Annotated in this window: 26 protein-coding genes and 1 other RNA gene; 7 read left to right on the top strand and 20 right to left on the bottom strand. The window is 57.7% G+C overall.

Annotated elements, in window-relative coordinates:
- Positions 1–91: 91 nt before the first annotated feature.
- Genes QRN55_RS06595 through ruvC form a run of 9 tightly spaced genes read right to left on the bottom strand, consistent with a single transcriptional unit; the run spans position 92 to position 5,332 of the window.
- Positions 92–604: an NUDIX hydrolase gene (locus tag QRN55_RS06595; RefSeq protein ID WP_284775848.1), complete on the bottom strand. Its 513-nt coding sequence runs from the start codon at positions 602–604 to the stop codon at positions 92–94.
- Complete coding sequence (locus tag QRN55_RS06590) at positions 597–1,178, bottom strand: DinB family protein (RefSeq protein WP_284775846.1); 582 nt, start codon at positions 1,176–1,178, stop codon at positions 597–599. The genes QRN55_RS06595 and QRN55_RS06590 overlap by 8 nt, the downstream gene beginning before the upstream one ends.
- A 55-nt stretch (positions 1,179–1,233) precedes the next feature.
- The gene (locus tag QRN55_RS06585; protein WP_284775844.1) at positions 1,234–1,452 is read right to left on the bottom strand and encodes a hypervirulence associated TUDOR domain-containing protein; all 219 of its coding nucleotides are present in this window, start codon (positions 1,450–1,452) and stop codon (positions 1,234–1,236) included.
- 52 nt (positions 1,453–1,504) lie between these two features.
- Positions 1,505–2,398, bottom strand: a complete 894-nt coding sequence (locus tag QRN55_RS06580) for a metallophosphoesterase (protein WP_502871299.1) — start codon at positions 2,396–2,398, stop codon at positions 1,505–1,507.
- Positions 2,399–2,400: 2 nt separating this feature from the next.
- Positions 2,401–3,441 carry a Holliday junction branch migration DNA helicase RuvB gene (ruvB, locus tag QRN55_RS06575; protein WP_284775842.1) on the bottom strand — a complete coding sequence of 347 codons (1,041 nt, stop codon included), beginning with the start codon at positions 3,439–3,441 and terminating at the stop codon, positions 2,401–2,403.
- A complete protein-coding gene (locus QRN55_RS06570; protein ID WP_284775840.1) occupies positions 3,438–3,845 on the bottom strand; it encodes a type II toxin-antitoxin system VapC family toxin in 408 nt (135 codons plus the stop codon). The genes ruvB and QRN55_RS06570 overlap by 4 nt, the downstream gene beginning before the upstream one ends.
- Positions 3,842–4,120, bottom strand: a complete 279-nt coding sequence (locus tag QRN55_RS06565; RefSeq protein WP_284775838.1) for an AbrB/MazE/SpoVT family DNA-binding domain-containing protein — start codon at positions 4,118–4,120, stop codon at positions 3,842–3,844. Before QRN55_RS06565 ends, QRN55_RS06570 begins: the two co-directional genes overlap by 4 nt.
- A gap of 54 nt (positions 4,121–4,174) precedes the next feature.
- Positions 4,175–4,792: a Holliday junction branch migration protein RuvA gene (gene ruvA, locus QRN55_RS06560; protein WP_112498570.1), complete on the bottom strand. Its 618-nt coding sequence runs from the start codon at positions 4,790–4,792 to the stop codon at positions 4,175–4,177.
- Positions 4,793–4,819: 27 nt separating this feature from the next.
- The gene (ruvC, locus tag QRN55_RS06555) at positions 4,820–5,332 is read right to left on the bottom strand and encodes a crossover junction endodeoxyribonuclease RuvC (RefSeq protein WP_112498571.1); all 513 of its coding nucleotides are present in this window, start codon (positions 5,330–5,332) and stop codon (positions 4,820–4,822) included.
- Positions 5,333–5,548: 216 nt separating this feature from the next.
- On the opposite strand from ruvC, the gene QRN55_RS06550 reads away from it, so the two are divergent.
- Positions 5,549–6,550 carry an LLM class flavin-dependent oxidoreductase gene (locus tag QRN55_RS06550; protein WP_284775835.1) on the top strand — a complete coding sequence of 334 codons (1,002 nt, stop codon included), beginning with the start codon at positions 5,549–5,551 and terminating at the stop codon, positions 6,548–6,550.
- A 19-nt stretch (positions 6,551–6,569) separates the two neighbouring features.
- Here the strand turns inward: QRN55_RS06550 and QRN55_RS06545 are convergent, their stop codons facing one another.
- Together QRN55_RS06545 and QRN55_RS06540 are read right to left on the bottom strand one after the other, a co-directional pair.
- Entirely contained in the window at positions 6,570–7,145 is a 576-nt protein-coding gene (locus tag QRN55_RS06545; RefSeq protein ID WP_284775833.1) for an adenylate kinase family protein, read from the bottom strand.
- A 121-nt stretch (positions 7,146–7,266) separates the two neighbouring features.
- Positions 7,267–8,013, bottom strand: a complete 747-nt coding sequence (locus QRN55_RS06540) for a YebC/PmpR family DNA-binding transcriptional regulator (RefSeq protein WP_233121866.1) — start codon at positions 8,011–8,013, stop codon at positions 7,267–7,269.
- Between the two features lie 198 nt (positions 8,014–8,211).
- Between QRN55_RS06540 and QRN55_RS06535 the strand changes: the two genes are divergently transcribed.
- Positions 8,212–8,715 (top strand): pyridoxamine 5'-phosphate oxidase family protein, encoded by a 504-nt coding sequence (locus QRN55_RS06535; protein ID WP_112498575.1) that lies wholly within the window; start codon positions 8,212–8,214, stop codon positions 8,713–8,715.
- Between the two features lie 23 nt (positions 8,716–8,738).
- On the opposite strand, the gene QRN55_RS06530 is transcribed toward QRN55_RS06535, so the two are convergent.
- The 7 genes from QRN55_RS06530 to QRN55_RS06500 all read right to left on the bottom strand — a co-directional run bounded on the left by QRN55_RS06530 (position 8,739) and on the right by QRN55_RS06500 (position 13,673).
- Complete coding sequence (locus QRN55_RS06530; protein WP_112498576.1) at positions 8,739–9,593, bottom strand: MBL fold metallo-hydrolase; 855 nt, start codon at positions 9,591–9,593, stop codon at positions 8,739–8,741.
- A gap of 163 nt (positions 9,594–9,756) precedes the next feature.
- Positions 9,757–10,581, bottom strand: a complete 825-nt coding sequence (locus tag QRN55_RS06525) for a TIGR00282 family metallophosphoesterase (protein ID WP_112498577.1) — start codon at positions 10,579–10,581, stop codon at positions 9,757–9,759.
- Entirely contained in the window at positions 10,578–11,171 is a 594-nt protein-coding gene (locus QRN55_RS06520; RefSeq protein WP_284775830.1) for a 5-formyltetrahydrofolate cyclo-ligase, read from the bottom strand. Before QRN55_RS06520 ends, QRN55_RS06525 begins: the two co-directional genes overlap by 4 nt.
- Positions 11,171–12,433: a hemolysin family protein gene (locus QRN55_RS06515; RefSeq protein ID WP_350225183.1), complete on the bottom strand. Its 1,263-nt coding sequence runs from the start codon at positions 12,431–12,433 to the stop codon at positions 11,171–11,173. Before QRN55_RS06515 ends, QRN55_RS06520 begins: the two co-directional genes overlap by 1 nt.
- Before the next feature lie 258 nt (positions 12,434–12,691).
- Positions 12,692–12,850, bottom strand: a non-coding RNA gene (gene ssrS / locus QRN55_RS06510) — 6S RNA.
- A gap of 160 nt (positions 12,851–13,010) precedes the next feature.
- The gene (locus tag QRN55_RS06505) at positions 13,011–13,388 is read right to left on the bottom strand and encodes a cell division protein ZapA (protein ID WP_284775827.1); all 378 of its coding nucleotides are present in this window, start codon (positions 13,386–13,388) and stop codon (positions 13,011–13,013) included.
- 12 nt (positions 13,389–13,400) lie between these two features.
- Positions 13,401–13,673 carry a DUF4164 domain-containing protein gene (locus QRN55_RS06500; RefSeq protein WP_111837603.1) on the bottom strand — a complete coding sequence of 91 codons (273 nt, stop codon included), beginning with the start codon at positions 13,671–13,673 and terminating at the stop codon, positions 13,401–13,403.
- A gap of 324 nt (positions 13,674–13,997) precedes the next feature.
- Between QRN55_RS06500 and tkt the strand changes: the two genes are divergently transcribed.
- Together tkt and gap are read left to right on the top strand one after the other, a co-directional pair.
- Positions 13,998–15,980, top strand: coding sequence for a transketolase (gene tkt / locus QRN55_RS06495; RefSeq protein WP_111837602.1), 1,983 nt, complete (start codon positions 13,998–14,000; stop codon positions 15,978–15,980).
- Positions 15,981–16,037: 57 nt separating this feature from the next.
- Entirely contained in the window at positions 16,038–17,048 is a 1,011-nt protein-coding gene (gene gap, locus QRN55_RS06490) for a type I glyceraldehyde-3-phosphate dehydrogenase (protein ID WP_284775824.1), read from the top strand.
- A 111-nt stretch (positions 17,049–17,159) separates the two neighbouring features.
- On the opposite strand, the gene QRN55_RS06485 is transcribed toward gap, so the two are convergent.
- Together QRN55_RS06485 and QRN55_RS06480 are read right to left on the bottom strand one after the other, a co-directional pair.
- Positions 17,160–17,471 carry a type II toxin-antitoxin system RelE/ParE family toxin gene (locus tag QRN55_RS06485; RefSeq protein ID WP_112498582.1) on the bottom strand — a complete coding sequence of 104 codons (312 nt, stop codon included), beginning with the start codon at positions 17,469–17,471 and terminating at the stop codon, positions 17,160–17,162.
- Entirely contained in the window at positions 17,471–17,749 is a 279-nt protein-coding gene (locus QRN55_RS06480) for a ribbon-helix-helix domain-containing protein (protein ID WP_284775820.1), read from the bottom strand. The genes QRN55_RS06485 and QRN55_RS06480 overlap by 1 nt, the downstream gene beginning before the upstream one ends.
- 312 nt (positions 17,750–18,061) lie before the next feature.
- Between QRN55_RS06480 and QRN55_RS06475 the strand changes: the two genes are divergently transcribed.
- From QRN55_RS06475 to QRN55_RS06465, 3 genes are all read left to right on the top strand, one after another.
- Complete coding sequence (locus tag QRN55_RS06475) at positions 18,062–19,936, top strand: potassium/proton antiporter (RefSeq protein WP_284775819.1); 1,875 nt, start codon at positions 18,062–18,064, stop codon at positions 19,934–19,936.
- 74 nt (positions 19,937–20,010) lie between these two features.
- A complete protein-coding gene (locus QRN55_RS06470) occupies positions 20,011–21,213 on the top strand; it encodes a phosphoglycerate kinase (protein ID WP_284775817.1) in 1,203 nt (400 codons plus the stop codon).
- Between the two features lie 319 nt (positions 21,214–21,532).
- Complete coding sequence (locus QRN55_RS06465; protein ID WP_284775815.1) at positions 21,533–22,558, top strand: class I fructose-bisphosphate aldolase; 1,026 nt, start codon at positions 21,533–21,535, stop codon at positions 22,556–22,558.
- Positions 22,559–22,588: the final 30 nt, after the last annotated feature.

Below are 22,588 nucleotides of genomic sequence, written 5' to 3'. Positions count from 1 at the left end.
TCTGCGTGGCGGAGAGAGTCTTTTCAGCCCAAGGACTTGGGCTGGCTGGATTCCTGTGACAAGCACAGGAATGAGGGGGCGAGAGAGCACCTCATTTGTCATCCAGATTGCGATCATCCCAAACAACGTGCTGAACGGTAGAGGGTAAATTTTCGATCTCACCGGCGATGAAATACGGCGGAATATCCAACTCCGTCAAGGCTTGCGTGGTCGCTCTAGCCCAGCGGAATTCGAGCGGATACTTGCCGTCCTGCATGCGGTGGACGATGTTTTCTTCGTGGAAGGGAAACGTCTCGGGCAATTCCATGAGGTAGTAAAAACCAAGCTCGTGCCAGTCCTTGCCCTCGTAATGGAAGAAGTTCTCCACCACCCAAAGCAAACGACCGACCCTGGCCTCGACGCCGAGTTCTTCCACCATTTCCCGCGCCAGCGTGTCCTGCGACTGCTCGCCCATTTCGGCACGACCGCCGGGAAAGCTCCAGAATTTTTCATGCGTTGCCCGGTGCACCAGCACATGGCCATTCCGGAAGGCAATACCTGCCACCCGCATCTGGAAGATACGCTTGGGTTTGAATTTCATGCGGATGCGAGTGTCTTCAGTCATATGTTTTGTCTTCCGGGAACATGAGGTCGCGTTCTGACCAGCCTAGCGCGTCCAGCTCCACTTTGCGAACCCCTGCATCGTCGCCGACGATAAATTCGTCCAGTTGTGGTGGTTTGACGAAAGTGCCGGACAGCATCGCGTGCACCTGCCCGCGATGATGCGTTTGATGCTGGAATAGATGCGTGAGAATGTCGTCGCAACGGTCCTGCTGGATCCGCTCTGCCCGATGCACCCGCACGGTCACGGCCAGATCATCCGGCTTCAACATATCCACGAATGCGATGAGGTCCTCGTCCAACTGCGCTTGCGCATTCCGCAAAGCAGATATTTCACCGAAAGGCTCTTCCTGAGCAAACGCGGCATATCCCAACGTGCCGCCCTTCAGGGCATCGACATAGAACAGATCGACCAGATAGATGTGATTCAACGTCCCGCGGATCGTCGGAAAGAAACTGATGCGAGGAGCGACGAATTCCTCCTGCGAGAGCAGACCGCAGGCGGTGTGAAGTCTCAGATTTGCCATGCAATTATTGCGCGCCAGTTTTCTGAACACTCGGCACGGGTCGTAACTCATGGCTCTCTCACTTGCTGCTATTGTCTAAACGGAAAGAGCAGCCATCTTTAAAAGATCAACCGGCTTTTTCCAGTTCCGAGTGGCTTTTCAAGACCTTGCCGCCGTCTTCCTGCTCGATAAGGTAGGCGGGTTCTTCCTCGCTCGCCTTGCGCTTGATGACGGAGCCAGCGATTTTGCGCTCGACGTCTTCAGTGAAACTTTCGGCGACTTTGCCTTCTCCCTTGCCCGATCCCCATTTCCATTGGACCTTCGTGCCTTTGCGAAATTTCGTCATGCCATACTCCTCACCAAAGGCTTGGAAATGGTGGGAATGGCCGGTTGGTTCCTTAGGCTTGCCCCAACTCGATGACCACGATTTCCGGCGGAGACATGAAGCGCACGGGTGCGATGGAACAGCCAAGTCCGCCTGAGACGACGAGATGCCGGTCATTCTCCACAACATGACCATAGGCATAGCGTGCGCCGAAGCGCGAGGGAACGGCGGGACGCCAGCCGAACAGATTGACCTGCCCGCCGTGGGTATGACCCGACAGCGTCAAGGAAACGCGTTGCGGAACATTCACGAAAATATCCGGCTCATGCGCCATGAGGATGACAGGTGCATCGTCGGTAATCTGTGCAAGCGTGCCCGGCAGATCATCGAGGCCGGTCGTGCGGCGTCCCGTCAGATAGGCCCATTGGTCCTCCACGCCCGCAATCCAGAACGGCTGCGCGTTGGTGCCGCAGCGGACGGCGTGGTTGGAGTGAACCTGAATGCCAACCGATCGCAGCGCCTGATGGGCGATGGTTTCCCGCAATCTCAACCGCTGTGCTTCCGGGTCCTGCCACCAATCGTGATTGCCACAAACGGCATGCACGCCCTGCGGTGCTTTCAGCCCCGAAAGCGCCTTCGCCCAATCCTCCGGCGGGACGACGCCTGTCACCAGCTTCATGCCGGACATGTAATCGCCCAGCAGCAGCATCACGTCCCCGCCCAGCGTATTGGCATAATCGCACAGTCGGGCAATGCGATCGGCGGGCATCCATGGCTCGCAGGCGTGAAAATCCGCCAGCGCTACGATGCGCAGGCTCTGCCCCGTGGGCCAGCCGGGCGGGTTGATGCGGTAGCGCGTTGTCGAAAGCCGTGCTAAGGGCTCGATGCCGCCAGCATAGGCACCGAGAGAGACCAGCCCCGCCGCCATGGTCGCAGCGGTCTTGAGCAGTGCGCGGCGGGTGATCACGATCAATCGTCCTCAAGCGTCATGCGAAACTGAGCCGCTTCCATATCCTTCGGAGGCTGCATGCCCAAATGTTTCCACGCCGTTGCGGTGAGAATACGGCCACGCGGGGTGCGCTGGATAAAGCCCTGCTGGATCATATAGGGTTCGATAATATCTTCGATCGCATCGCGCGGCTCCGACAGGCCCGCCGCAATCGTCTCGATCCCGACAGGACCCCCACCAAAATTGACAGCGATCATGGTCAGATAGCGCATGTCGAGTTGATCGAGCCCCATATTGTCCACAAGCAGCCGCGTCAGCGCCTCATCGGCAATCTGCCGCGTCACGGCTTCCGCCCGCGCCACTTCGGCAAAGTCCCGCACCCGTCGCAACAGCCGTCCTGCAATACGCGGCGTTCCACGCGAACGGCGGGCGATTTCGCGCGCGCCCTCCTCTGTCATCGGCAATCCCATGATGCGCGCGCCACGCCGAACGATCATTTCAAGCTCTTCGACGGTATAGAAAGACAGGCGAACGGGGATACCAAAACGATCCCGCAGCGGGTTCGTCAAAAGCCCGAGTCGTGTGGTGGCGGCGACCAGCGTGAATTTGGACAGATCGATCTTCACCGACCGTGCCGCGGGCCCCTCGCCGATGATCAAATCGAGCTGAAAATCCTCCATCGCTGGATAAAGAATTTCTTCCACAGCCGGGCTCAGGCGATGGATTTCATCGATAAACAGAACGTCCCGCTCTTCGAGATTGGTCAGCAACGCTGCCAGATCACCCGCCTTGGCAATCACGGGCCCGGACGTTGACTTGAAGTTGACACCGAGTTCCTTGGCCATGATCTGCGCCAGCGTCGTCTTGCCAAGGCCTGGAGGGCCTACGAACAGCACATGGTCCAGCGCCTCGCCACGGTTCTTTGCCGCCTCGATGAAAATCTTGAGGTTGGCGCGCGCCTCCGCCTGACCGGTAAAATCATCCAGCGTCTGCGGGCGCAGCGTCGTATCGATATCCTCACCGCGCTTTTCCGAAGAAATAAGCCGTGCCGCGTCGCTCATGTCAGCATTTCCATTCCGGGTATTTTACGCGCTGCTTTCTGGTCGAATGTATAGGTCACGGTGCAGCCAGCCATTCTGTTCATTTCCGAAATGACGGCATCGGAAAAATCCGCGCCGGAATTGCGGCAAATATCGATCGCGTTGCCGACCACTTCATAATCCGGCACCTCGATTTCACGACGTTCGAGGATAGCCTGAATAAAATCAAGAACGGCGTCTTTGGAGTAGCCATAAAACCGCTCCAAAACCCAAGCCGTTTCCATCATCACGACCACACTAACGACCAGCGTATCGTTCTTCCCAAGCTCGTTTATAAAGTTTACGACGCGGTCCCTTTGAGCAGGATCATCGTTGACGGCAACACGCAGAAGAATATTCGTATCGATACCAAATCGACCGCTCATTCATCGTCCTCGTTGCGCATTGATTCCTCGTAGGCTTCAGACACCGAATACCCGATTGCCGGATTCATGTCGTCAATCGTCAGCTTCCTGCCGTTGGGTGGGGCGCCCAGCAAACCAGCCAGATCGTTGAATGACTGGTTGCGCGGCACGACGACCATCTCACGGTTACGGACCCAGACGTAGCATTTGTCACCTGGTCTGATGTCAAGCTGTTCGCGAACGCTCTTCGGAACAGTCATCTGTCCTTTGGATGTGATGGTGGTCTGAAATCCCATGATCGCAAACTTTCTTACTTTTTGGAAATTGTAAGGAAAATAACACAGGAAGGCTTACCGCGAAAGCTCCTTCAACCCCAGCCGGATTAGCTTGGCGCTGTCACCACCCTCCCCGCCGTTCTTCAGCGCCGCAGCAACCGCATTGGCGGCCTGATCGCGGGAATAACCGAGATTGGTAAGTGCCGAGACGGCATCAGCCACCGGCGCGGAGGCGACCCCTTCGCCCAACTCCTGTTTAAGACCGATGGACGCGGATGCTTCGCCCGCAAAGGCGGGGGCCTTGTTGCGCAGTTCAGTCACGATACGGACCGCCACCTTGGGACCGACCCCGGGAGCACGCGAAACGACCACCTTGTCCTGCAGCGCGATGGCGTTGGCAAGCTCGGAGGGAGACAGCGTCGAAAGCACCGCCAGGGCCACCTTGGAGCCCACGCCCTGCACGCTTTGCAACAGGTTGAACCATTCGCGTTCCAGCGCGCTCATGAAGCCGAACAGCTTGAGCTGGTCTTCCCGTACGTAGGTTTCGATGAAGAGAACGATCGCCTCACCGGCCGATCCCAGCCGTGACAGGGTGCGGGCCGAACAATGGGCCACGTAGCAGACGCCATGCACATCGACGAGAACGTAATCGTCGCCGATTTCGTCAATGGTGCCTTTGAGTTTTCCGATCATGTTGATGCCCGTCCGGTGAGTAAGAGATTAGCTGGCCGCCAGCACGCGCCGCATGCGCTCGCCCACGCGATTATGAGCATGGCAGATGGCGATGGCGAGAGCGTCCGCCGCATCATTGCCCTTGAACTCCGCCTTGGGCATCAGAATTTTCAACATCATATGGATCTGCTGCTTGTCGCCGTGGCCAACACCGATAACGGCTTTCTTGACAGCATTCGGCGCATATTCGGCAACCGGCAGACCTGCGCGTGCGGGAACCAGCATAGCAATGCCACGTGCCTGACCAAGCTTCAGCGTTGCCACCGCATCCTTGTTGACGAAGGTCTGCTCCACTGCAGCTTCATGCGGCTGATGCGAATGGACGACATCCGCCAGGCCATCATGCAACTGACAAAGCCGCGAGGCCAGATCCATATCGCCATCAGACGTCACCGTACCGGAGGCCACGAAACGCAGGCTGTTGCCGAGTGTTTCGATGACACCCCAGCCCATTCGCCGCAGCCCGGGATCAATCCCGATAATTCGAATCGCATTTTGCATATGTAACCCTACCGTTCAGCGGTGAAACCTGCCAGCGATAAGTGAACAAAACGACAACATCCGTGACGAACGCACAGCTTCTGGACCCAGCACTCCAAAACGTCGCACCGCTGGACCAGTTTTTTTGATGCAACGATCAATTCGGCGCGACCGCTCTGGCAAATTCTGCACTGCAACTTACATCGTGTGAAAGCTGAAATCCCGAAGGAGCGTCCGATGATCCCTTTTTCCATTCTCGATCTGTCGCCCATTGGTGAAGGCGAGACCGTGAGCAAGGCGCTTGAGAATTCGCGCCGCATGGCAATCAAAGCCGAAGAACATGGCTATGAGCGTATCTGGCTTGCCGAACATCACGGCATGCCGGGCATCGCCAGTGCCGCCACCGCACTCGTGATTGCCCATGTCGGGGCAGCGACCTCGCGTATTCGCGTCGGTTCCGGCGGCGTCATGCTGCCAAACCACTCGCCACTGGTCATTGCCGAACAGTTCGGCACGCTGGCCGCACTGTTGCCCGGACGTGTCGATCTCGGCCTTGGCCGCGCACCGGGAACAGATATGCGCACCGCCCGCGCGCTGCGCCGGAACCTCGATGCGAGTGCGGAAAACTTCCCGCACGACATCATCGAGTTGCAGCAATATCTTGGCGCGCCGCAGCCGGAGCAGTCGATCCTGTCAGTGCCAGGCATGAACACCAATGTGCCTATATGGCTTTTGGGCTCCAGCACCTACAGCGCCCATCTCGCTGCAGCCCTCGGCCTGCCCTATTCCTTCGCGTCGCATTTCGCACCCGATATGCTGATGGACGCCATTGCAATCTACCGCGAACGCTTCCAGCCATCCGCCACCCTGCAGAAGCCCTACGTCATGGTCGGCGTCATGGGTGTGGGCGCGGATACGGATGCAGAGGCGCAGCACCTCTTTACCTCCGCCCAGCAGCAATTCGTCAACCTGCGCAAAAACGTCCGCACCCAGTTCCCGACGCCGGTGGAGAGCATGGACGATTACTGGAGCGATATGGAGCGCATCACCGTCGACCACACACTGCGCTACGCAGTTGTTGGCTCTCACGCGACGGTGGAGCGGAAACTGGCGGACTTCCTGTCTGAAACGGCAGCGGATGAACTGATCGTCTCAATGCCTGTGCACAGCATAGAAAAACGTTTGCGCTCTGTGGAAATCTTTGCAGAGGTGCGTAGCGGTCTGAGGCAGGCCGCTTAAGTAGAACCAGACACGTGGTTCACGGCGAGGCGGCAGCCAGTGCTGCCGCGATCTGCACACTTACCTGTGCCGCGGAAAGATCAGCATCGATACGACAGGCTTTACCAAGCTTGTCGTAAAATCTCAAAAGTGGTTCTGTCGCAGACAAGAAATTATCGTAGTTAATCTTGAGCGTCGAAAGCCGCGATCCGATGTCGGATTGAATGTGGGTTGCGGCTACACTCAGCCGGTCGACCATCATGTCGAAGCTCATGTCGAAAAACATGGCTAAATCGAGCGGCCTCTCAATACGAGAAAGCATATCATGCACTGCCTGCGCCTGCGGAACGCTTCTGGGCAGGCCGCTCAGAATATAGTCTCTCCCAATTGCCTCATTCACGAGCGTTTGTTCGAGCAATCCGACAAGGACATGATCGGGAATAAGCCATCCCGATGAAATTGCTTCCTGCGCCTGCTGCGCGAGCGCCGTATGAGAACACATGGCTTCACGAACCAAGTTTCGATTACTGATAAAAGCAGCTCCGTTGCTTTGCGACAAAATAGCGGCTTGCGCCGTCTTTCCTGCACCAGGTAACCCGATAAGTGTCACATTCACGATCAGCGGTTCCTATATCGCCATCAATCACGACGGCCTGCTCGCCCTATACCTGTTTCCCAAAAGAAAACCCCGAGCAGTGAGGCCCGGGGTTGATGATGACGACGAATGGTGGTGGTTATCAAGCCGAAAGCTTGGCCATGATCTCTTCGGAGACTTCGAAGTTGGAGTAAACGCTTTGCACGTCGTCGTCGTCTTCGAGATTGTCGATGAGCTTCATCAGCGACTGCGCTCTTTCTTCGTCGACCGGCACCGTGTTTTGCGGCTTCCAGATCGATTTTACGCTGTCGGCTTCGCCCAGTACGCCTTCCAGCGCCTTGGACACTTCGTTCATCGCTTCGAAACCGCAGATGATGGTGTGGCCGTCTTCGCTGCTTTCAACGTCGTCGGCACCGGCCTCGATGGCGGCTTCCATGACTTTGTCGGCATCGCCAACGGCGGGTTTGTAGGTGATTTCGCCAACCCGGTCGAAGGAGAAGGAAACAGAACCCGTTTCGCCCAGCGCGCCGCCAGCCTTGGTGAAGATCGAGCGCACGTTGGACGCCGTGCGGTTACGGTTGTCGGTCAGCGCCTCGACGATAACCGCCGTGCCGCCCGGACCGTAGCCCTCGTAACGCACATAATCGTAGTTTTCAGCATCGGCACCGGACGCCTTCTTGATGGCGCGGTCGATGTTGTCCTTCGGCATCGATTGCGCCTTGGCGTTTTGCACTGCCAGACGCAACGCCGCGTTCATGCTTACATCCGGCAGACCGGATTTGGCCGCAACGGTGATTTCACGTGCGAGCTTGGAAAACATCTTCGAACGGATCGAATCCTGTTTTCCCTTGCGATGCATGATGTTCTTGAACTGTGAATGGCCAGCCATGGCACCCCTGATCGGATCGTTTGTTTGGATTGGGGGCCTTATAAGTGCGTTAGCCCTGCGGTTCAAGCCCGTAAGCCACTCTTCTCGCGATACATGAAGGAACTGAAATCTATGCTCTTCGTTGTGGATAGGAGAGCGTCGGCGGGCGGTTGCCCGGTTGTCGTACTGTCAAAAGAAAAAACGTTAGGAGACTATTTCATGGTCAGTCTGAGTGAAGCACGCGAAGCCCCCGCCCGCCAGCTTTGGGATGAGATCAATTCCGTTCACGCCGGAATGCTGGGTCTCGAAGGACTGCACAACCACATGCAGCCGATGGCTCCACACGCCGACCCCAAGACCAACACCATCTGGTTCTTCACCAAGAAAGACGCAGAGTTGGTGCAATCGCTGAAATCGGGCGCAAGGGCGCATTTCTGCGTCATCGGCAAGGACCATGATTACCATGCCTGCCTTTCGGGCAAGCTGGAAGTGCGCGAAGACCGCGCCAAGCTGGACGAATACTGGAACTCGGTCACGGCGGCTTGGTATGAGCACGGCAAGAGCGACCCGCAGCTGACGATGCTTGCGCTTCATGTCGATGACGCGGATATCTGGGCCTCCACCGACAGCACGCTGAAATTCGGCTGGGAAATCGCCAAGGCAAATCTGTCTGACGATAAAACCCCTGACGTCGGCGTTCGCCAGCACCTGACGTTCGCCTGAACAACCTCCCCGTCATCCGTTTCTTACATGCCTTGCGGCACGAGAATTTGCGGCTGGCGGGGAAGGCTTCTCATCGAGACCCGGATCACCGGGTCGGAGGCATAGGCGATCGTAAACTGCTTGCCGAATGTCACCAGAAACTGCTCCAGCGCATTGGGTTGATGCATGGGCAGGATAAGCGCCGAGCGAAGGCGTTTGACGATCCGGCTCATACTGTCGGAGCCCATGGTCAGCCCTCCATCCACTGGCACCATCAGCACATCCAGACGCCCGATTTCGGCATATTGCGTTTCCGTCAGCTCATAATGCAGATGGCCGAGATGACCGATGCACAGACCTGCGACCTCGAAAATGAAGATTGAGTTTCCATCCTTCTGCAACAGCCCACCGCCGCCCCAGCGGTTGCGGATGTCTGAGGTGACATTACGAATATAGACATCTCCAACCTGCAATTTATGCACCGCTTTTTCGCCCGGCACATCGCTCCAGCCATGCACAACATGTTTGATGCCGGGGTCAGGGTGCATCGTATAATGCGTCGAATGCGCATTGTTCATCGTCACGACGGTTGGCGTAACGGGCGGGCGGTAGACGCCATTATAATCAGTGGCAATGGTCACGCCTTCCGGCGAGGTGATCAGAAATGTCGAGTGACCGATATATTGTATCGCCACCTCTTCCTTCGCCGTGGATTGAGCCAGTCGGACATCCGCAGACTTGACGCTTGCAAAGGTCACGCCCGGCAGATTTTGGGCAATGGCCTGACATTGGCTGATGGGCGGGCGGTTGACGGAGGGACGGCTCGGCTGCTGCTGAGCCGACGCGGCGCCAGCAATCAAAAGCCCTGACACTGCAAGAATGAGCATGCGAAGCATCAACACCACTCCCGGAAACGAGATGAGTGAGGAAAGGATGCGGCAAGGCTGGAAGATCGTCCAGACGCAAGAGCAGGATGCCGCTCACAATGTCGTCATTGGAGGTGGGGTATGGTGAGGTTGGCCTGTGGCGTTTACACCCCTCACCGTCATATAATACTAAGCATCAAGCCCAAAAAGCCGGAACCGTCTCTGCCAATCTCGGCCCCATCCGCAGCGGCGCGATCTTCTCGGCAAGCCCTGTGCGGTCCGAAATCTCGACGCCAACACCACAGATGGTAGCCGGACCGCTTGCCGCTTCGAAACGGCCCTTCGGCATTTTCGAAATGAAGCGGTTGATCGGCTCTTCCTTTTCCATGCCGAGCGAGGAATCATAGTCGCCGCACATGCCAGCATCTGACATATAGGCCGTGCCGCCGTTCAGGATTTGCGCGTCAGCGGTCGGCACATGCGTGTGGGTGCCGACGACGAAGCTAGCGCGACCGTCTACGAAATGGCCAAAGCACTGCTTTTCGCTGGTCGCTTCCGCGTGAAAGTCGAACACGATGGCATCCGCCTGTTCACCCAGCGGGCAGGCACCCAGAATGCTTTCTGCCGAGCTAAAGGGATCGTCCAGTTCCGGGTGCATGAAGACACGCCCCATGATGTTCGCCACCAAAATACGCGCGCCATTGCGGCCATAAAACAGACCGGAGCCCTTACCTGGCGTGCCCTTTGGGTAATTGGCAGGCCGCAGAAACTGGTCATGCCGTTCGCAAAAAGACACAGCCTCTTTCTGGTCCCAGACATGGTTTCCGGTCGTCACCACGTCGGCACCGGCATTGATCGTCTCTAGATAAATCTCTTCGGTGATGCCGAAACCGCCAGCGGCGTTTTCGCCATTGACGATGACGAAATCCAGCTTCAGATCGGAGATCAGCCCCGGAAGACGCTCCCACACCGCCGTGCGGCCCGACTTGCCAACCATATCCCCGAGAAAAAGAAGTCTCATCCAGCCGTCCTGCCCTTGAAGTAACGCATGCCGCTCTCGGTCAGAACGGCATCCAGCGCCACATCATGCGGCTGCGCGGGCACTGATGGCACTTCCTGGCAGTCGAATGCAATGCCGATAAGGGTTGTATCAAGTCCTTTTGCGTGAAGTTTGGCGATTGCCCGGTCGTAATGCCCGGCTCCATAGCCAATCCTGTGGCCTGCCGCGTCGAAAGCCGATAGCGGCACCAGCAAAATCTCAGGGTCCAGCACCGCCGCATTTTCATCCGGGCCAGTGGTGCCGAAGCCGGTTTTGACCAGTTCGCCTCCCTCGGCAAATTCCCGGAAGACGATCGTCTCCGGGCTCAGGACGACGGGCAGGCAAATCCTGGCGCCCTTCCAGCGCAACGTCTCCATCAAGGGGCGCAGGTCCGGCTCGGAGCGAATTGGCATGAAACCGGAGATAATCGGACCATCCGTCACATCCAGCGCCATCGCACCATGTGCAGCGATACCGAGACTTTTTGCACGGCGCTCTTCAACGGAAAAAGCGTCCCGCAAGGCGAGACGCTCCATTCTGATCCGTGCTTTGTCAGACAGACCCGCCGTCATCAGGCCGCCCGGCTGACCAGCACCTTGTCGATGCGGTGACCATCGAGATCGATGACTTCGAAGCGCCAGCCGTTGCGGGTGATGTGCTCACCCAGTTCCGGCAAACGACGGAACTCGTCCAGCACCAGACCGGCCACCGTTTCGAATTCGGCATCGTCGGAAATCTGGAAACCCATGCGGTCGGCAAATTCGTCGGCTGGCATCCAGCCTGCGACGAGGAAGCTGCCGTCTTCGCGCTGCACCATGGCGGGCTCTTCGCCATCGTCTTCCTGAAACGCACCGGTGATAGCCTCAAGCACGTCACCGGAACTGATGATACCTTCGAAGTGGCCGTATTCGTCGTAAACCAGAACCATGTGCACCGTAGAGCGGCGCAAGGACTGAATGACATCCACGGCACTCGTCAGGTCGGAGACAACTGGAACTTCGCGCAGCAATTCGCGTATATTCAGCTCTCTTCCAGAGGCCAGCGCGTCGAACGCATCCTTTGCGAAGAGAACACCGAGAATCTCATCGGAAGCACCATTGCGTACCGGCAAGCGCGAGCGCTGCGTTGCACGCAACTGCTCACGAATTTCTTCTGCCGTATCTTCGATATCCACCACTTCCACGTCGCGGCGTGGCGTCATCAGGCCGCGCGCATTGCGGTCGGCCAGACGCATGACGCTGGTGATCATGGCGGATTCTTCGGTTTCGATGACACCGGCGCTGTGCGCTTCGGCCAAAACGGTGCGAATTTCATCGTCGGTGACGGACGCGTTGGACTCACCGCTATGGCCCAGCAGCGCCAGGACCAGCTTGCCGGAACGATCCAGCAGCCAAACGACGGGCGCACCGATCTTGGACAGCATCACCATGGCAGGAGACACCCGCACGGCCACCTTTTCAGGGTCGCGAAGGGCAATCTGCTTTGGCACAAGTTCGCCGACGATCAGCGACAGATAGGTAATGGCGACAACCACGACACCGACGCCGATAGCGTCAGCTGCGCGGTCCGGCACGCCCTGTTCAAGAAGCCATCCGGTAAAACGGGCACCCAGCGTGGCGCCGGAGAAGGCACCAGAGAGAACACCGACCAGCGTAATGCCAATCTGCACGGTGGAAAGAAAGCGTCCGGGGTTTTCTCCAAGGGTGAGCGCCATGCCGGCGCCTCTGCTGCCTTGCGCGGCAAGCACTTTTAGCCTCGCCGGTCTGGAGGAGACAACGGCAAGTTCGGACATGGCAAGCACACCGTTGAGTACGGTGAGCAGAACCACGATCATAATTTCAGTAAACAAGTTTAGCTCTTTTTGGGCTGTTGAACGGCATGTCGCGGCTGCAACCACAATCGCTAAAGTTGAGAGCGGGAGCGCACATACCAACACGGATAATAGGGAATTGTTCCACCAATGCAATGACCAGAGGATTAAAAAACAAGCGGCACAGCCAGTTGGCCATGCAAAAAAGCACTGCCGGAGCGCGTGACGGCGGCATTGGTCCGTGGAGAACCACTGACAACCGCGTTGAGGCAAAAGTGAAAGGTGCGATCCGCGGCGACCGATGGAGGTTTACGATCCTGGGTGCCTACAAACGTAGGTGGGCGCCATATGTCCAAGCCCACGGGCCTGGCCAGGGACAGCTCCCTTTGGATCGAGTATGGCCCCAGGGATTGAGTTTCCTGTCGAGAAGCGCAGAACGCATCTTCTATATAGGACGGTTCTGGGAGCAGCGGAAGGGGGTCAATGGTGAGAATGTTGCGGCGGATCTTGTGGCACGAACAATCCGTACAGTTTGGATGTGATTGCCCAATCGAAACAAGCCCAAACCCTTTGCCAGAACGTCAAAAAAACTAAAGACGTATCAATTCACGACTGGCTTCGGTCGTGCCACCAGTTTCTCCGTGATCCCGTTCAGGCGCGAGGAAAGATCGGAGATGGCATTCACCACCAGCTCGTCATTCTTCGCCTTGCTTTGCGCCATGCCGTCATGATTTTCCTGCAAGGATGCGACCTGGCTTTCCAGCGCTTCGATCTTGCGCGAAAGCTCCGACATTTCGTCCGTGATCATGATTCCCGCCATGACCGTCAGCCTGAGGTCGCCGATTTCACCGAACTGGCTTTTGAGATGGCCGACATACTGGTCGAACTGGCTGGCCAGATCGGTCAGATGGGCCTCCTGCCCTGCCTCGCAGGCCATGCGATAGGCCTTGCCGTCGATCATCACGGTGACTTGAGCCATGGATAAAACTCCTTATCGGTCCAGCACGGCGCGGATCGTTTCCATCGCGGTCACCAGGCGGCGGGAAACCTCGCGGTTGACTTCTTCGAGGCGATTGGCGCGAAACTGCGACTGGTCGAGCTCCTGCGCCAGCCGTGCGCGGTCCACATGCACACGCTTCACCTCGCTCTCGACTTCGCCATTCTCGCGCTGACGCTCGATACGCATATCGATGGCGTTCTCAAGGCTATTGATGGCGGAGCCTAGCTCCGACAACGCGATCTGTATGGTTTTATCCGCCGTCATCGTTTCTTCCAAACCGCAAGCAGCAAGCCGAATCGTTATTGCTTGGTGTCAATCAGGGCTCCTGCACGATATGACCTGATTAACGGCCACGTCAATCAAACCAATACATTCAAGCACTTTGCGCTGTGGATGAATGCAGCACGCCAAGGGCAGAAAGTTGGCGACGGCCTGAATATTGCCAAAATACGAAACGATTTTTGTTGCAGATCGAACTGCAAGCGGCGTTGGTTTTATTGACTCGCCCGCCCTACCTGCTATGGATCAACCCGCTTTTTGGATAGTCACAATGGCTATCTCCTTTCACCCGGAACAGACGGAAAAGCCATGATTTCTCGCGATAAACACGACCGGATGGCCAATGCGATCCGATTTCTTGCCATGGATGCTGTGGAGAAGGCCAATTCCGGCCACCCGGGCCTGCCAATGGGCGCAGCGGATGTGGCCACGGTTCTCTTCACGCGTTACCTGAAATTCGATCCGAAGGCATGGCAGTGGCCAGACCGCGACCGCTTCGTGCTGTCGGCCGGTCACGGCTCCATGCTTCTTTACTCGCTCCTCTACCTCACAGGGTACGAGGACATGACGATCGACGAGATCAAGCGTTTCCGTCAGCTTGGTTCAAAGACCGCCGGTCACCCGGAATACCACCACGCCACCGGCATCGAAACCACGACCGGTCCGCTGGGTCAGGGCATCGCCAATGCCGTCGGCATGGCCATTGCCGAGCGCAAGCTGGAAGAAGAATTCGGCTCCGACCTTCAGAGCCACTTCACCTACGCGCTGTGCGGCGATGGTTGCCTGATGGAAGGCATCAGCCATGAAGCGATTGCCTTGGCTGGCCACCTGAAGCTCAACAAGCTCGTGCTGTTCTGGGATAACAACAACATCACCATCGATGGCGAAGTCGGCCTGTCCGACTCGACAGACCAGATCGCCCGCTTCAAGGCCGTTCACTGGAACACAATCGAGATCGACGGTCACGACCCGGAAGCGATTGCCAACGCCATCGAAGCCGCCCACGCATCCGACCGCCCAACTTTCATCGCCTGCAAAACCGTCATCGGTTTTGGCGCGCCGAACAAGCAGGGCACGCACAAGGTGCACGGCAACCCGCTGGGTGCCGAAGAAATCGCAGCTGCCCGCAAGAGCCTGAACTGGGAAGCAGAACCCTTCGTCATTCCAGAGGACGTGCTCGATGCATGGCGTCTGGCCGGTCTGCGCTCCACCAAGACGCGCCAGGAGTGGGAAGCCCGCCTGGAAGCGACCGACGGCGACAAGAAGGCTGAGTTCAAGCGCCGCTTTGCCGGTGACCTGACCGGTAATTTCGACAGCTCCATCGACGCCTTCAAGAAGAAGGTTGCCGCCGACAACCCAACGGTTGCCACCCGCAAGGCATCCGAAGACACGCTCGAAGTCATCAACGGCATTCTCGCCGAAACGATCGGCGGCTCTGCCGACCTGACGCCATCCAACAACACCAAAACCAGCCAGATGAAGTCGATCACACCGACCGATTTCTCGGGCCGTTACCTGCATTACGGCATCCGCGAACATGGCATGGCAGCAGCCATGAACGGTATTGCGCTGCACGGCGGTCTTATCCCTTACGCTGGCGGCTTCTTGATCTTCTCGGATTATTGCCGTCCGTCGATCCGCCTTGCCGCCCTCATGGGCATCCGCGTCGTTCACGTTCTGACGCACGACTCGATCGGCGTTGGTGAAGACGGCCCAACCCACCAGCCGGTCGAGCAGATCGCAGCGCTTCGCGCCATTCCAAACCTTCTCGTCTTCCGCCCTGCGGATGAAACCGAAACGGCGGAAGCCTGGCAGTTCGCCCTGCACCAGAAGAACCGCCCGTCTGCTCTGGCTCTCACCCGCCAGAACCTGGCTCCGGCCCGCAAGGAATATGAGGAAAAGAACCTCGTCTCGTACGGCGCGTACGAGCTGGTTTCGGCAAGTGACGCCAAGGTCTCGATCTTTGCATCCGGTTCGGAAGTCGAGATTGCGCTGAAGGCTGCCGCGGACCTCAAGGTCAAGGGCATCTCAACCCGCGTCGTTTCTGTTCCCTGCTTCGAACTCTTCAAGGAGCAGCCGGAAACCTATCGCAAGGCGATCATCGGCAACTCGCCGGTCAAGGTTGGTGTCGAAGCCGCCATTCGTCAGGGCTGGGATTACTTCATCGGCAACGATGGCGCGTTCGTCGGCATGCACTCCTTCGGCGCATCCGCCCCTGCCAAGGATCTCTACAAGCATTTCGGCATCACGGCAGAAGCCGTCGTTGCTGCGGCAGAAGCGAAGCTCGGCTGAGGGCTTCGTGCCCTCGACCACCCATACAAAATCGAGATATTGACAGGGAGTATGTACATGACTGTAAAAGTTGCCATTAACGGTTTTGGTCGCATCGGCCGTAACGTCCTTCGCGCTATCGTGGAATCCGGCCGCACCGACATTGAAGTCGTTGCCATCAACGACCTCGGCCCGGTCGAAACAAATGCCCACCTGCTGCGTTACGACAGCATCCACGGCAAATTCCCGGCTGACGTGAAGGTCGAAGGCGACACGATCATCGTTGCTGGCGGCAAGCCGATCAAGGTCACAGCTGTGCGCGATCCAGCCCAGCTGCCGCACAAGGAACTCGGCGTCGATATCGCGCTGGAATGCACAGGCATTTTCGTTGCCCGTGACAAGGCCGCCGCTCACCTTACCGCCGGTGCAAAGCGCGTCATCATCTCGGCGCCTGCTGAAGGTGCTGATCTGACGGTCGTCTTCGGTGTCAACCACGACCAGCTGACGAAGGATCACCTCGTCATCTCCAACGCATCCTGCACGACAAACTGCCTGGTTCCAGTCGTCAAGGTTCTGGATGACCTCGTCGGCGTCGACCACGGCTTCATGACCACGATCCACTCCTACACCGGCGACCAGCCAACGCTGGATACCATGCACAAGGACCTGTACCGCGCCCGCGCCGCTGCCCTGTCCATGATCCCGACCTCGACAGGTGCCGCCAAGGCCGTTGGCCTCGTCCTGCCGCACCTCAAAGGCAAGCTCGACGGCACGTCTATCCGCGTTCCAACGCCGAACGTCTCGGTCGTTGACTTCAAGTTCGTGGCCAAGAAGGCAACGACTGTCGAGGAAATCAACAACGCCATCAAGTCCGCCTCCAACGGCGCGCTGAAGGGCATCCTCGGCTATACGGACGAGCCGCTGGTCTCCCGCGACTTCAACCACGACAGCCACTCTTCCATTTTCGCAACGGACCAGACAAAGGTCATGGAAGGCAACTTCGTGCGCATCCTCACCTGGTACGACAACGAATGGGGCTTCTCCAACCGTATGTCCGACACGGCAGTGGCGCTGGCCAAGACGATCTGATTTTTCGCAGATAGTGAATAAGCAAAACCCGGCGGGAGCGATCCTGCCGGGTTTTGTGTTTTGGGACTATCGCTTACTTGAAATCAGCCTGATCCATTCCTTCGAACACCCCTATTGGCGCGTATCAGATAAGTTTAACTGCTGGCCATTCTGAGCGACCCGCAGAATAATCACGCTTCCGTCTTCAACAATGAACGCGACGCTGATCGTGCGTTCAAAACCGACGACGCGTAAACCTTGCCGGATATCGTTGCGCAGGCTACCCCGCTCCGGAAAAACCTCGAAGGAAGACAGGTAGGATGTGATGCGGTCGAGATATTGCCTTGCCATCGTCTGGGACTGGGAAGCAGCGCTAACATATCTATAGATATCGACGAGGTCCGTTTCGGCTTCGGGAGACAATCTGACGTCATAGCGCTTCATCACTTGTCGTCATCAAGCTCATCAAAACGACGGTTAAGCTGCAACAGGGCTTTCCCGATCGGCATGGCATTTTCAGGCTTCGCCTTGTGCGCATCATAGGCGGCGGAAGCATCTTCTTTCAACCAGCGTTCCACCGCTGCATCGCGCGCCACAAGCGTGCGTAGCCCGTCGCGAACGACTTCGCTCTCAGTCGCGTATTCTCCTGAGGCAACCTTGGCCTTCACCATCTCCGCCATATCGAGAGGCAGCGTAACACTGAGTGATTTCGTCGTTCGCATTCGGGGCACCTTTCCGTCTCCAAATCCAAAATACCATGCGACACGATTAAATCCTACACTTGATAGATTGGGAAATACGCTTCCTTTTCACATCACTGCCTTGCTCTGGTCCATATTCGCCCGGAAAAATCCACCTAGGGAATCGGCCGCGTCGCTCTGCGCATCTTGCCCTGCCGTATCATTCGATACACCTCGCCTTGCCCTGCCCGCTGCGCGAAACCCCTGCGCCGTGGCCGTCCAAAACGTGGCGCATTGACTGCTGACGTGAGGGAGCATGTGCGCCACGCGGCCTTTCAGGAAAAGGACGTGTGCGTGGAATCGTTTTATTTATTGCTGCTCGTCGCCACCGTCCTCGTTCTTGTCGCTGCCTTTTCCAGCCTCATCGCCTACCGCTTTGGCGCGCCGCTGCTGCTTCTTTTCCTGATGATAGGCCTTGCAGCGGGCACAGATGGGCTGGGCATTCATTTCAGCAACAATCCGCTGGCCTACATGCTGGGCTCGCTGGTGCTGGCCGTTATCCTGTTCGATAGCGGCTTCGGCACATCGATCCAGTCTTTCAAGCTGTCCGCCGGGCCATCCATTTCTTTGGCCACTGTCGGCGTGGTGCTGACATCGGTGTTTTTTGCAGGTGCCGCAGCCCTGCTTCTCGGCTTCTCCTGGCTGGAAGGCCTGTTGCTGGGCTCCATCGTCGCCTCCACGGATGCGGCCGCAGTGTTCTTTCTGCTGCGCATCGGCGGTATTCATATCCGCGATCAGGTGCGCTCCACCCTTGAAGTCGAATCCGGCACCAACGATCCAATGGCGATTTTCCTGACTGTCGCGCTCGTGGAAGTCGTCTCGAAAGGTCAGGGCATTGCGGGTTTCGATACCAGCTTCCTTCTCCTGTTCATGCAGGAAATGGCGTTGGGCGTCATCTTCGGCCTGGGCGGCGGGCTGATGATCGTCACTGTCGTCAACCGCTTTCAGGTGGATCGCGGCCTTGTGCCGATCCTTGTTCTAGCGTTGGCGCTGCTGGTATTTTCCGCCACCGGAGCGTTGCATGGCAGCGGTTTTCTGGCGGTCTATGTCGCGGGCATCGTTGCAGGCAATCGCAAGATTTTCGCCAAGGGCGCCATCCGCCGATTTCATGAGGGCATGACGTGGCTGGCGCAGATCATCATGTTCTTGATGCTCGGCCTTCTCGCAACGCCCTCGCAGTTTCCTGCCATCATCGTGCCTGCAGTGTTACTTGCGCTGTTCCTCATCTTCATCGCAAGACCGTTGGCCGTGTGGCTCAGCCTCATGCCCTTCAACTATACCCAGCAGGAAACGACCTTCGTCGCCTGGGTGGGCTTGCGCGGTGCTGTCTCCATTCTGCTGGCCATTCTGCCAGCACTGGGCGGGTTGCAAGGTGCGGAAACCTATTTCAACGCGGCGTTCATCATCGTTCTCGTTTCGCTTCTGTTGCAGGGCTGGACCATCAAACCCGTTGCCACACGCCTCGGCCTCATCGTGCCGCCACGCATGGGCGATGTCGACAAACTCGAAGTGGACCTGCCCGGTACCGCCACCCACGAACTCATATCCTACCGCGTTGCAAAAGGCAGCGCGGTGTTACAGGGGGAGCGCATTCCGCGCTGGGCCATGCCGTCGCTGGTGGTGCGGGACGGCAAGTCCATCCGCTATCAATATGCTGGCCGGCTACGCGAAAACGATCTGGTCTATCTCTTCGTCATTCCCATCAATTCACGGCTTCTTGACCGGCTGTTTGCCAGCGCAAAACCCGTGACAAAAGATGACGAAGACCTGTTCGGCACTTTCGCCATCTCGCCTCAGCGCCCGGCACGGGAACTGGATGCCTCCTATGGTCCAGGTCTTTTGACCATGCAGGAGCAATCGCTGACGGTTGCCGAACTCATCACCAGCCGTCTGGGTGGCAAGGCCGAATATGCCGACCGTGTGCGCTTGGGCTCGCTGATCCTCATCGTCCGAGATCTCGATGAAAACCACGCCATTTCCAGCGTCGGCATTTCACTGGAACCCGTGGAGCCCGCCATCACCCTGCCCGTCTTCATCAGCCTGAAGGAAATCGTCCAGCGCACACGCACCCATTTTGCCGAGAAACGGCATACGCGCCGCGCAGCAGCCACCGGTAACCCCATACCAGTGGCGGGCGATGACAGTACGCAGGCAGAAAATGATCGTTGAGCGGCTTGCACCTCGGGTCAAGCATAGTATGTTCGCGCGCAAAGCCATTCCATCAACGACAGCAGGATCGACCTATGCCCGCCTTCAAGACCCTCGATCACCTCACCGATATCGCCGGAAAGCGCGTTCTTGTGCGCGTAGACCTCAACGTTCCGGTTGCTGACGGCAAGGTCACCGACAAGACCCGCATAGAGCGCGTTGCGCCCACCATTCTCGAACTGTCGAAAAAAGGCGCGAAAGTCATTCTGCTAGCCCATTTCGGTCGCCCGAAGGGTGAGCCCGTCGCCGACATGTCGCTATCGCTCATCACCTCTGCTGTGGAAGAGGTTCTCGGCCATACCGTTCACTTCGCCTCGGAAGCGATTGGCGAGCCTGCGGCAACCGCTGTTGCCGCCATGCAGAATGGCGACATTCTGCTTCTGGAAAACACCCGATTCCACAAGGGGGAGGAAAAGAACGACGCCGAGTTCGTGGCAGAGCTGGCCAAGAACGGCGATATCTACGTCAATGATGCGTTTTCCGCCGCCCACCGCGCCCACGCCTCCACGGAAGGCCTCGCCCGCCACCTGCCCGCTTACGCTGGCCGCACCATGCAGGCAGAGCTTGAAGCCCTGGAAAAGGGTCTCGGCGCACCTGCCCGTCCGGTTGTTGCCATCGTCGGCGGTGCAAAAGTCTCTTCCAAGATCGACCTGCTGATGAACCTCGTCAAGAAAGTCGATGCGCTGGTCATCGGTGGCGGCATGGCCAACACCTTCCTTGCCGCACGCGGCACCCATGTCGGTAAGTCGCTCTGCGAGCATGATCTGGCTGAAACCGCCAAGCAGATCATGATCGAAGCCGCGACCGCAGGCTGCGCCATCGTGCTGCCGGAAGACGGCGTCGTTGCGCGTGAGTTCAAGGCCAATGCCGAAAACGAAGTCGTTGATATCAATGAAATCCCCGATGATGCGATGGTTCTGGACGTCGGTCCGAAATCCGTCGAAGCCATCAAGGGCTGGATTTCCCGCGCCGAAACGCTGGTCTGGAACGGCCCGCTCGGCGCCTTCGAAATCTCCCCCTTCGACAAGGCAACGGTCGCCGCTGCCCAGCACGCAGCAGAATGCACCAGAAACGGCAAACTCGTCTCCGTCGCCGGTGGGGGTGATACCGTGGCCGCACTGAACCACGCAGGCGTGGCGGACGACTTCACCTACATCTCCACCGCAGGCGGAGCTTTCCTGGAGTGGATGGAAGGCAAGGTCTTGCCTGGCGTCGCTATTCTCCAAGACCAGAAGTAACGACCGCGACCCGTCCCCACGACTGTGGGGCGCGTGCGGCTTCAACACCTCAACGTCATCCTCGGGCCTGTCCCGAGGATCTATTCACCTCTCCGAAAATGCGACGTAGAAGTTGCTCGGGAAAGGCCCAAAGCATGACGAACTTTTGGTAACGTTCAAAGCTCAAGCAAGACCAACCTTTCGCCTTTTAAATTTTTTAAAGATTTTCTAAAGTTTCAAACGATTGAAATCATTTCAATCGTTTCAATGATTTAGCCTGCCATTTTCCTGCCCTGGAACTTCTGGTACCCCAAAATCATTGTGCCAAAGGAGATCTAAAATGACGGAACGTCTTGAAGACATCGCAGTGAAGATGGTTGCCAATGGCAAGGGTTTGCTGGCGGCGGATGAATCCACCGGCACCATCAAAAAGCGCTTTGACACTATCGGTCTGGAATCCACCGAAACGAGCCGTCGTGATTATCGCGAAATGCTGTTTCGTACGGAAGACGCGATGAGTGACTGTATCTCGGGCGTGATTCTCTACGAGGAAACCCTGTTCCAGAAGGCAGCAGACGGCACGCCTTTCGTTGATATCATCAAGGCTGCTGGTAGCCTTTCCGGTATCAAAGTCGATATGGGCGCCAAGCCGCAGGCGTTCTTCCCCGGCGAAACGGTAACGGAAGGTCTGGATGGCCTGGCCGAGCGCCTGACAAAATATTACGAAGCCGGTGCACGTTTCGCCAAGTGGCGTGGCGTCATCAACATTGGCAACGGTCTGCCGACATGGGGTTCGATCAAGGCGGATTCGCAGGCTTTGGCCCGCTACGCAGCTCTCTGCCAGCAAGCTGGCATCGTGCCGATCGTAGAGCCGGAAGTGCTGATGGACGGTGAACCAGGCAGCCACAGCATCGACCGTTGCGCAGAAGTGACCGAATGGGTCCTGCGCACCGTCTTCACCGATCTCTATGACGCCCGAGTCAACCTCGAAGGCATGATCCTGAAGCCGAACATGGTCATCGATGGCAAAAACGCCCGAAAAGCCTCGGTCGATGAAGTAGCGGAAAAGACGGTCAAGGTTCTGAAAGCCACAGTACCATCTGCCGTTCCGGGCGTTGCCTTCCTGTCCGGCGGTCAGTCTGCCGAAGAAGCAACGGCTCACCTCTCCGCCATGAACAGCGGCTATGATCTGCCATGGGCGCTGACCTTCTCCTATGGCCGCGCGCTTCAGGAGACCGCCCTCACCGCATGGGGCGGCAAACAGGAAAACGTCGCGGCTGGACAGCGCGCCTTCCGTCACCGCGCGGAAATGAACTCGCTGGCTGCCCTTGGCAACTGGACAGAAGAGCAGGAAAAGGCCGCTTGAGCCTTTAGTCTAGCGACACAACGTTTCAAA

It is taken from the genome of Agrobacterium sp. lyk4-40-TYG-31 (assembly GCF_030209855.1).
GTDB lineage: Bacteria > Pseudomonadota > Alphaproteobacteria > Rhizobiales > Rhizobiaceae > Agrobacterium > Agrobacterium vaccinii.
This window is presented reverse-complemented; position numbering and strand designations above follow the sequence as displayed.

What these genes read in the sequence shown, in the direction of transcription:
- ruvB (WP_284775842.1), bottom strand. Translation starts at nt 3,441, where the DNA reads ATGAGCGACGCGGCACGGCTTATTTCTTCGGAAAAGCGCGGTGAGGAT.
- ruvC (WP_112498571.1), bottom strand. Translation starts at nt 5,332, where the DNA reads ATGCAAAATGCGATTCGAATTATCGGGATTGATCCCGGGCTGCGGCGA.
- QRN55_RS06480 (WP_284775820.1), bottom strand. Translation starts at nt 17,749, where the DNA reads ATGCGAACGACGAAATCACTCAGTGTTACGCTGCCTCTCGATATGGCG.
- QRN55_RS06585 (WP_284775844.1), bottom strand. Translation starts at nt 1,452, where the DNA reads ATGACGAAATTTCGCAAAGGCACGAAGGTCCAATGGAAATGGGGATCG.
- QRN55_RS06515 (WP_350225183.1), bottom strand. Translation starts at nt 12,433, where the DNA reads ATGATCGTGGTTCTGCTCACCGTACTCAACGGTGTGCTTGCCATGTCC.
- QRN55_RS06570 (WP_284775840.1), bottom strand. Translation starts at nt 3,845, where the DNA reads ATGAGCGGTCGATTTGGTATCGATACGAATATTCTTCTGCGTGTTGCC.
- QRN55_RS06595 (WP_284775848.1), bottom strand. Translation starts at nt 604, where the DNA reads ATGACTGAAGACACTCGCATCCGCATGAAATTCAAACCCAAGCGTATC.
- QRN55_RS06520 (WP_284775830.1), bottom strand. Translation starts at nt 11,171, where the DNA reads ATGACGGCGGGTCTGTCTGACAAAGCACGGATCAGAATGGAGCGTCTC.
- ruvA (WP_112498570.1), bottom strand. Translation starts at nt 4,792, where the DNA reads ATGATCGGAAAACTCAAAGGCACCATTGACGAAATCGGCGACGATTAC.
- tkt (WP_111837602.1), top strand. Translation starts at nt 13,998, where the DNA reads ATGATTTCTCGCGATAAACACGACCGGATGGCCAATGCGATCCGATTT.
- QRN55_RS06590 (WP_284775846.1), bottom strand. Translation starts at nt 1,178, where the DNA reads ATGAGTTACGACCCGTGCCGAGTGTTCAGAAAACTGGCGCGCAATAAT.
- QRN55_RS06525 (WP_112498577.1), bottom strand. Translation starts at nt 10,581, where the DNA reads ATGAGACTTCTTTTTCTCGGGGATATGGTTGGCAAGTCGGGCCGCACG.
- QRN55_RS06500 (WP_111837603.1), bottom strand. Translation starts at nt 13,673, where the DNA reads ATGACGGCGGATAAAACCATACAGATCGCGTTGTCGGAGCTAGGCTCC.
- QRN55_RS06505 (WP_284775827.1), bottom strand. Translation starts at nt 13,388, where the DNA reads ATGGCTCAAGTCACCGTGATGATCGACGGCAAGGCCTATCGCATGGCC.
- QRN55_RS06535 (WP_112498575.1), top strand. Translation starts at nt 8,212, where the DNA reads ATGGTCAGTCTGAGTGAAGCACGCGAAGCCCCCGCCCGCCAGCTTTGG.
- QRN55_RS06465 (WP_284775815.1), top strand. Translation starts at nt 21,533, where the DNA reads ATGACGGAACGTCTTGAAGACATCGCAGTGAAGATGGTTGCCAATGGC.
- QRN55_RS06565 (WP_284775838.1), bottom strand. Translation starts at nt 4,120, where the DNA reads ATGGGATTTCAGACCACCATCACATCCAAAGGACAGATGACTGTTCCG.
- QRN55_RS06485 (WP_112498582.1), bottom strand. Translation starts at nt 17,471, where the DNA reads ATGAAGCGCTATGACGTCAGATTGTCTCCCGAAGCCGAAACGGACCTC.
- QRN55_RS06540 (WP_233121866.1), bottom strand. Translation starts at nt 8,013, where the DNA reads ATGGCTGGCCATTCACAGTTCAAGAACATCATGCATCGCAAGGGAAAA.
- gap (WP_284775824.1), top strand. Translation starts at nt 16,038, where the DNA reads ATGACTGTAAAAGTTGCCATTAACGGTTTTGGTCGCATCGGCCGTAAC.
- QRN55_RS06550 (WP_284775835.1), top strand. Translation starts at nt 5,549, where the DNA reads ATGATCCCTTTTTCCATTCTCGATCTGTCGCCCATTGGTGAAGGCGAG.
- QRN55_RS06470 (WP_284775817.1), top strand. Translation starts at nt 20,011, where the DNA reads ATGCCCGCCTTCAAGACCCTCGATCACCTCACCGATATCGCCGGAAAG.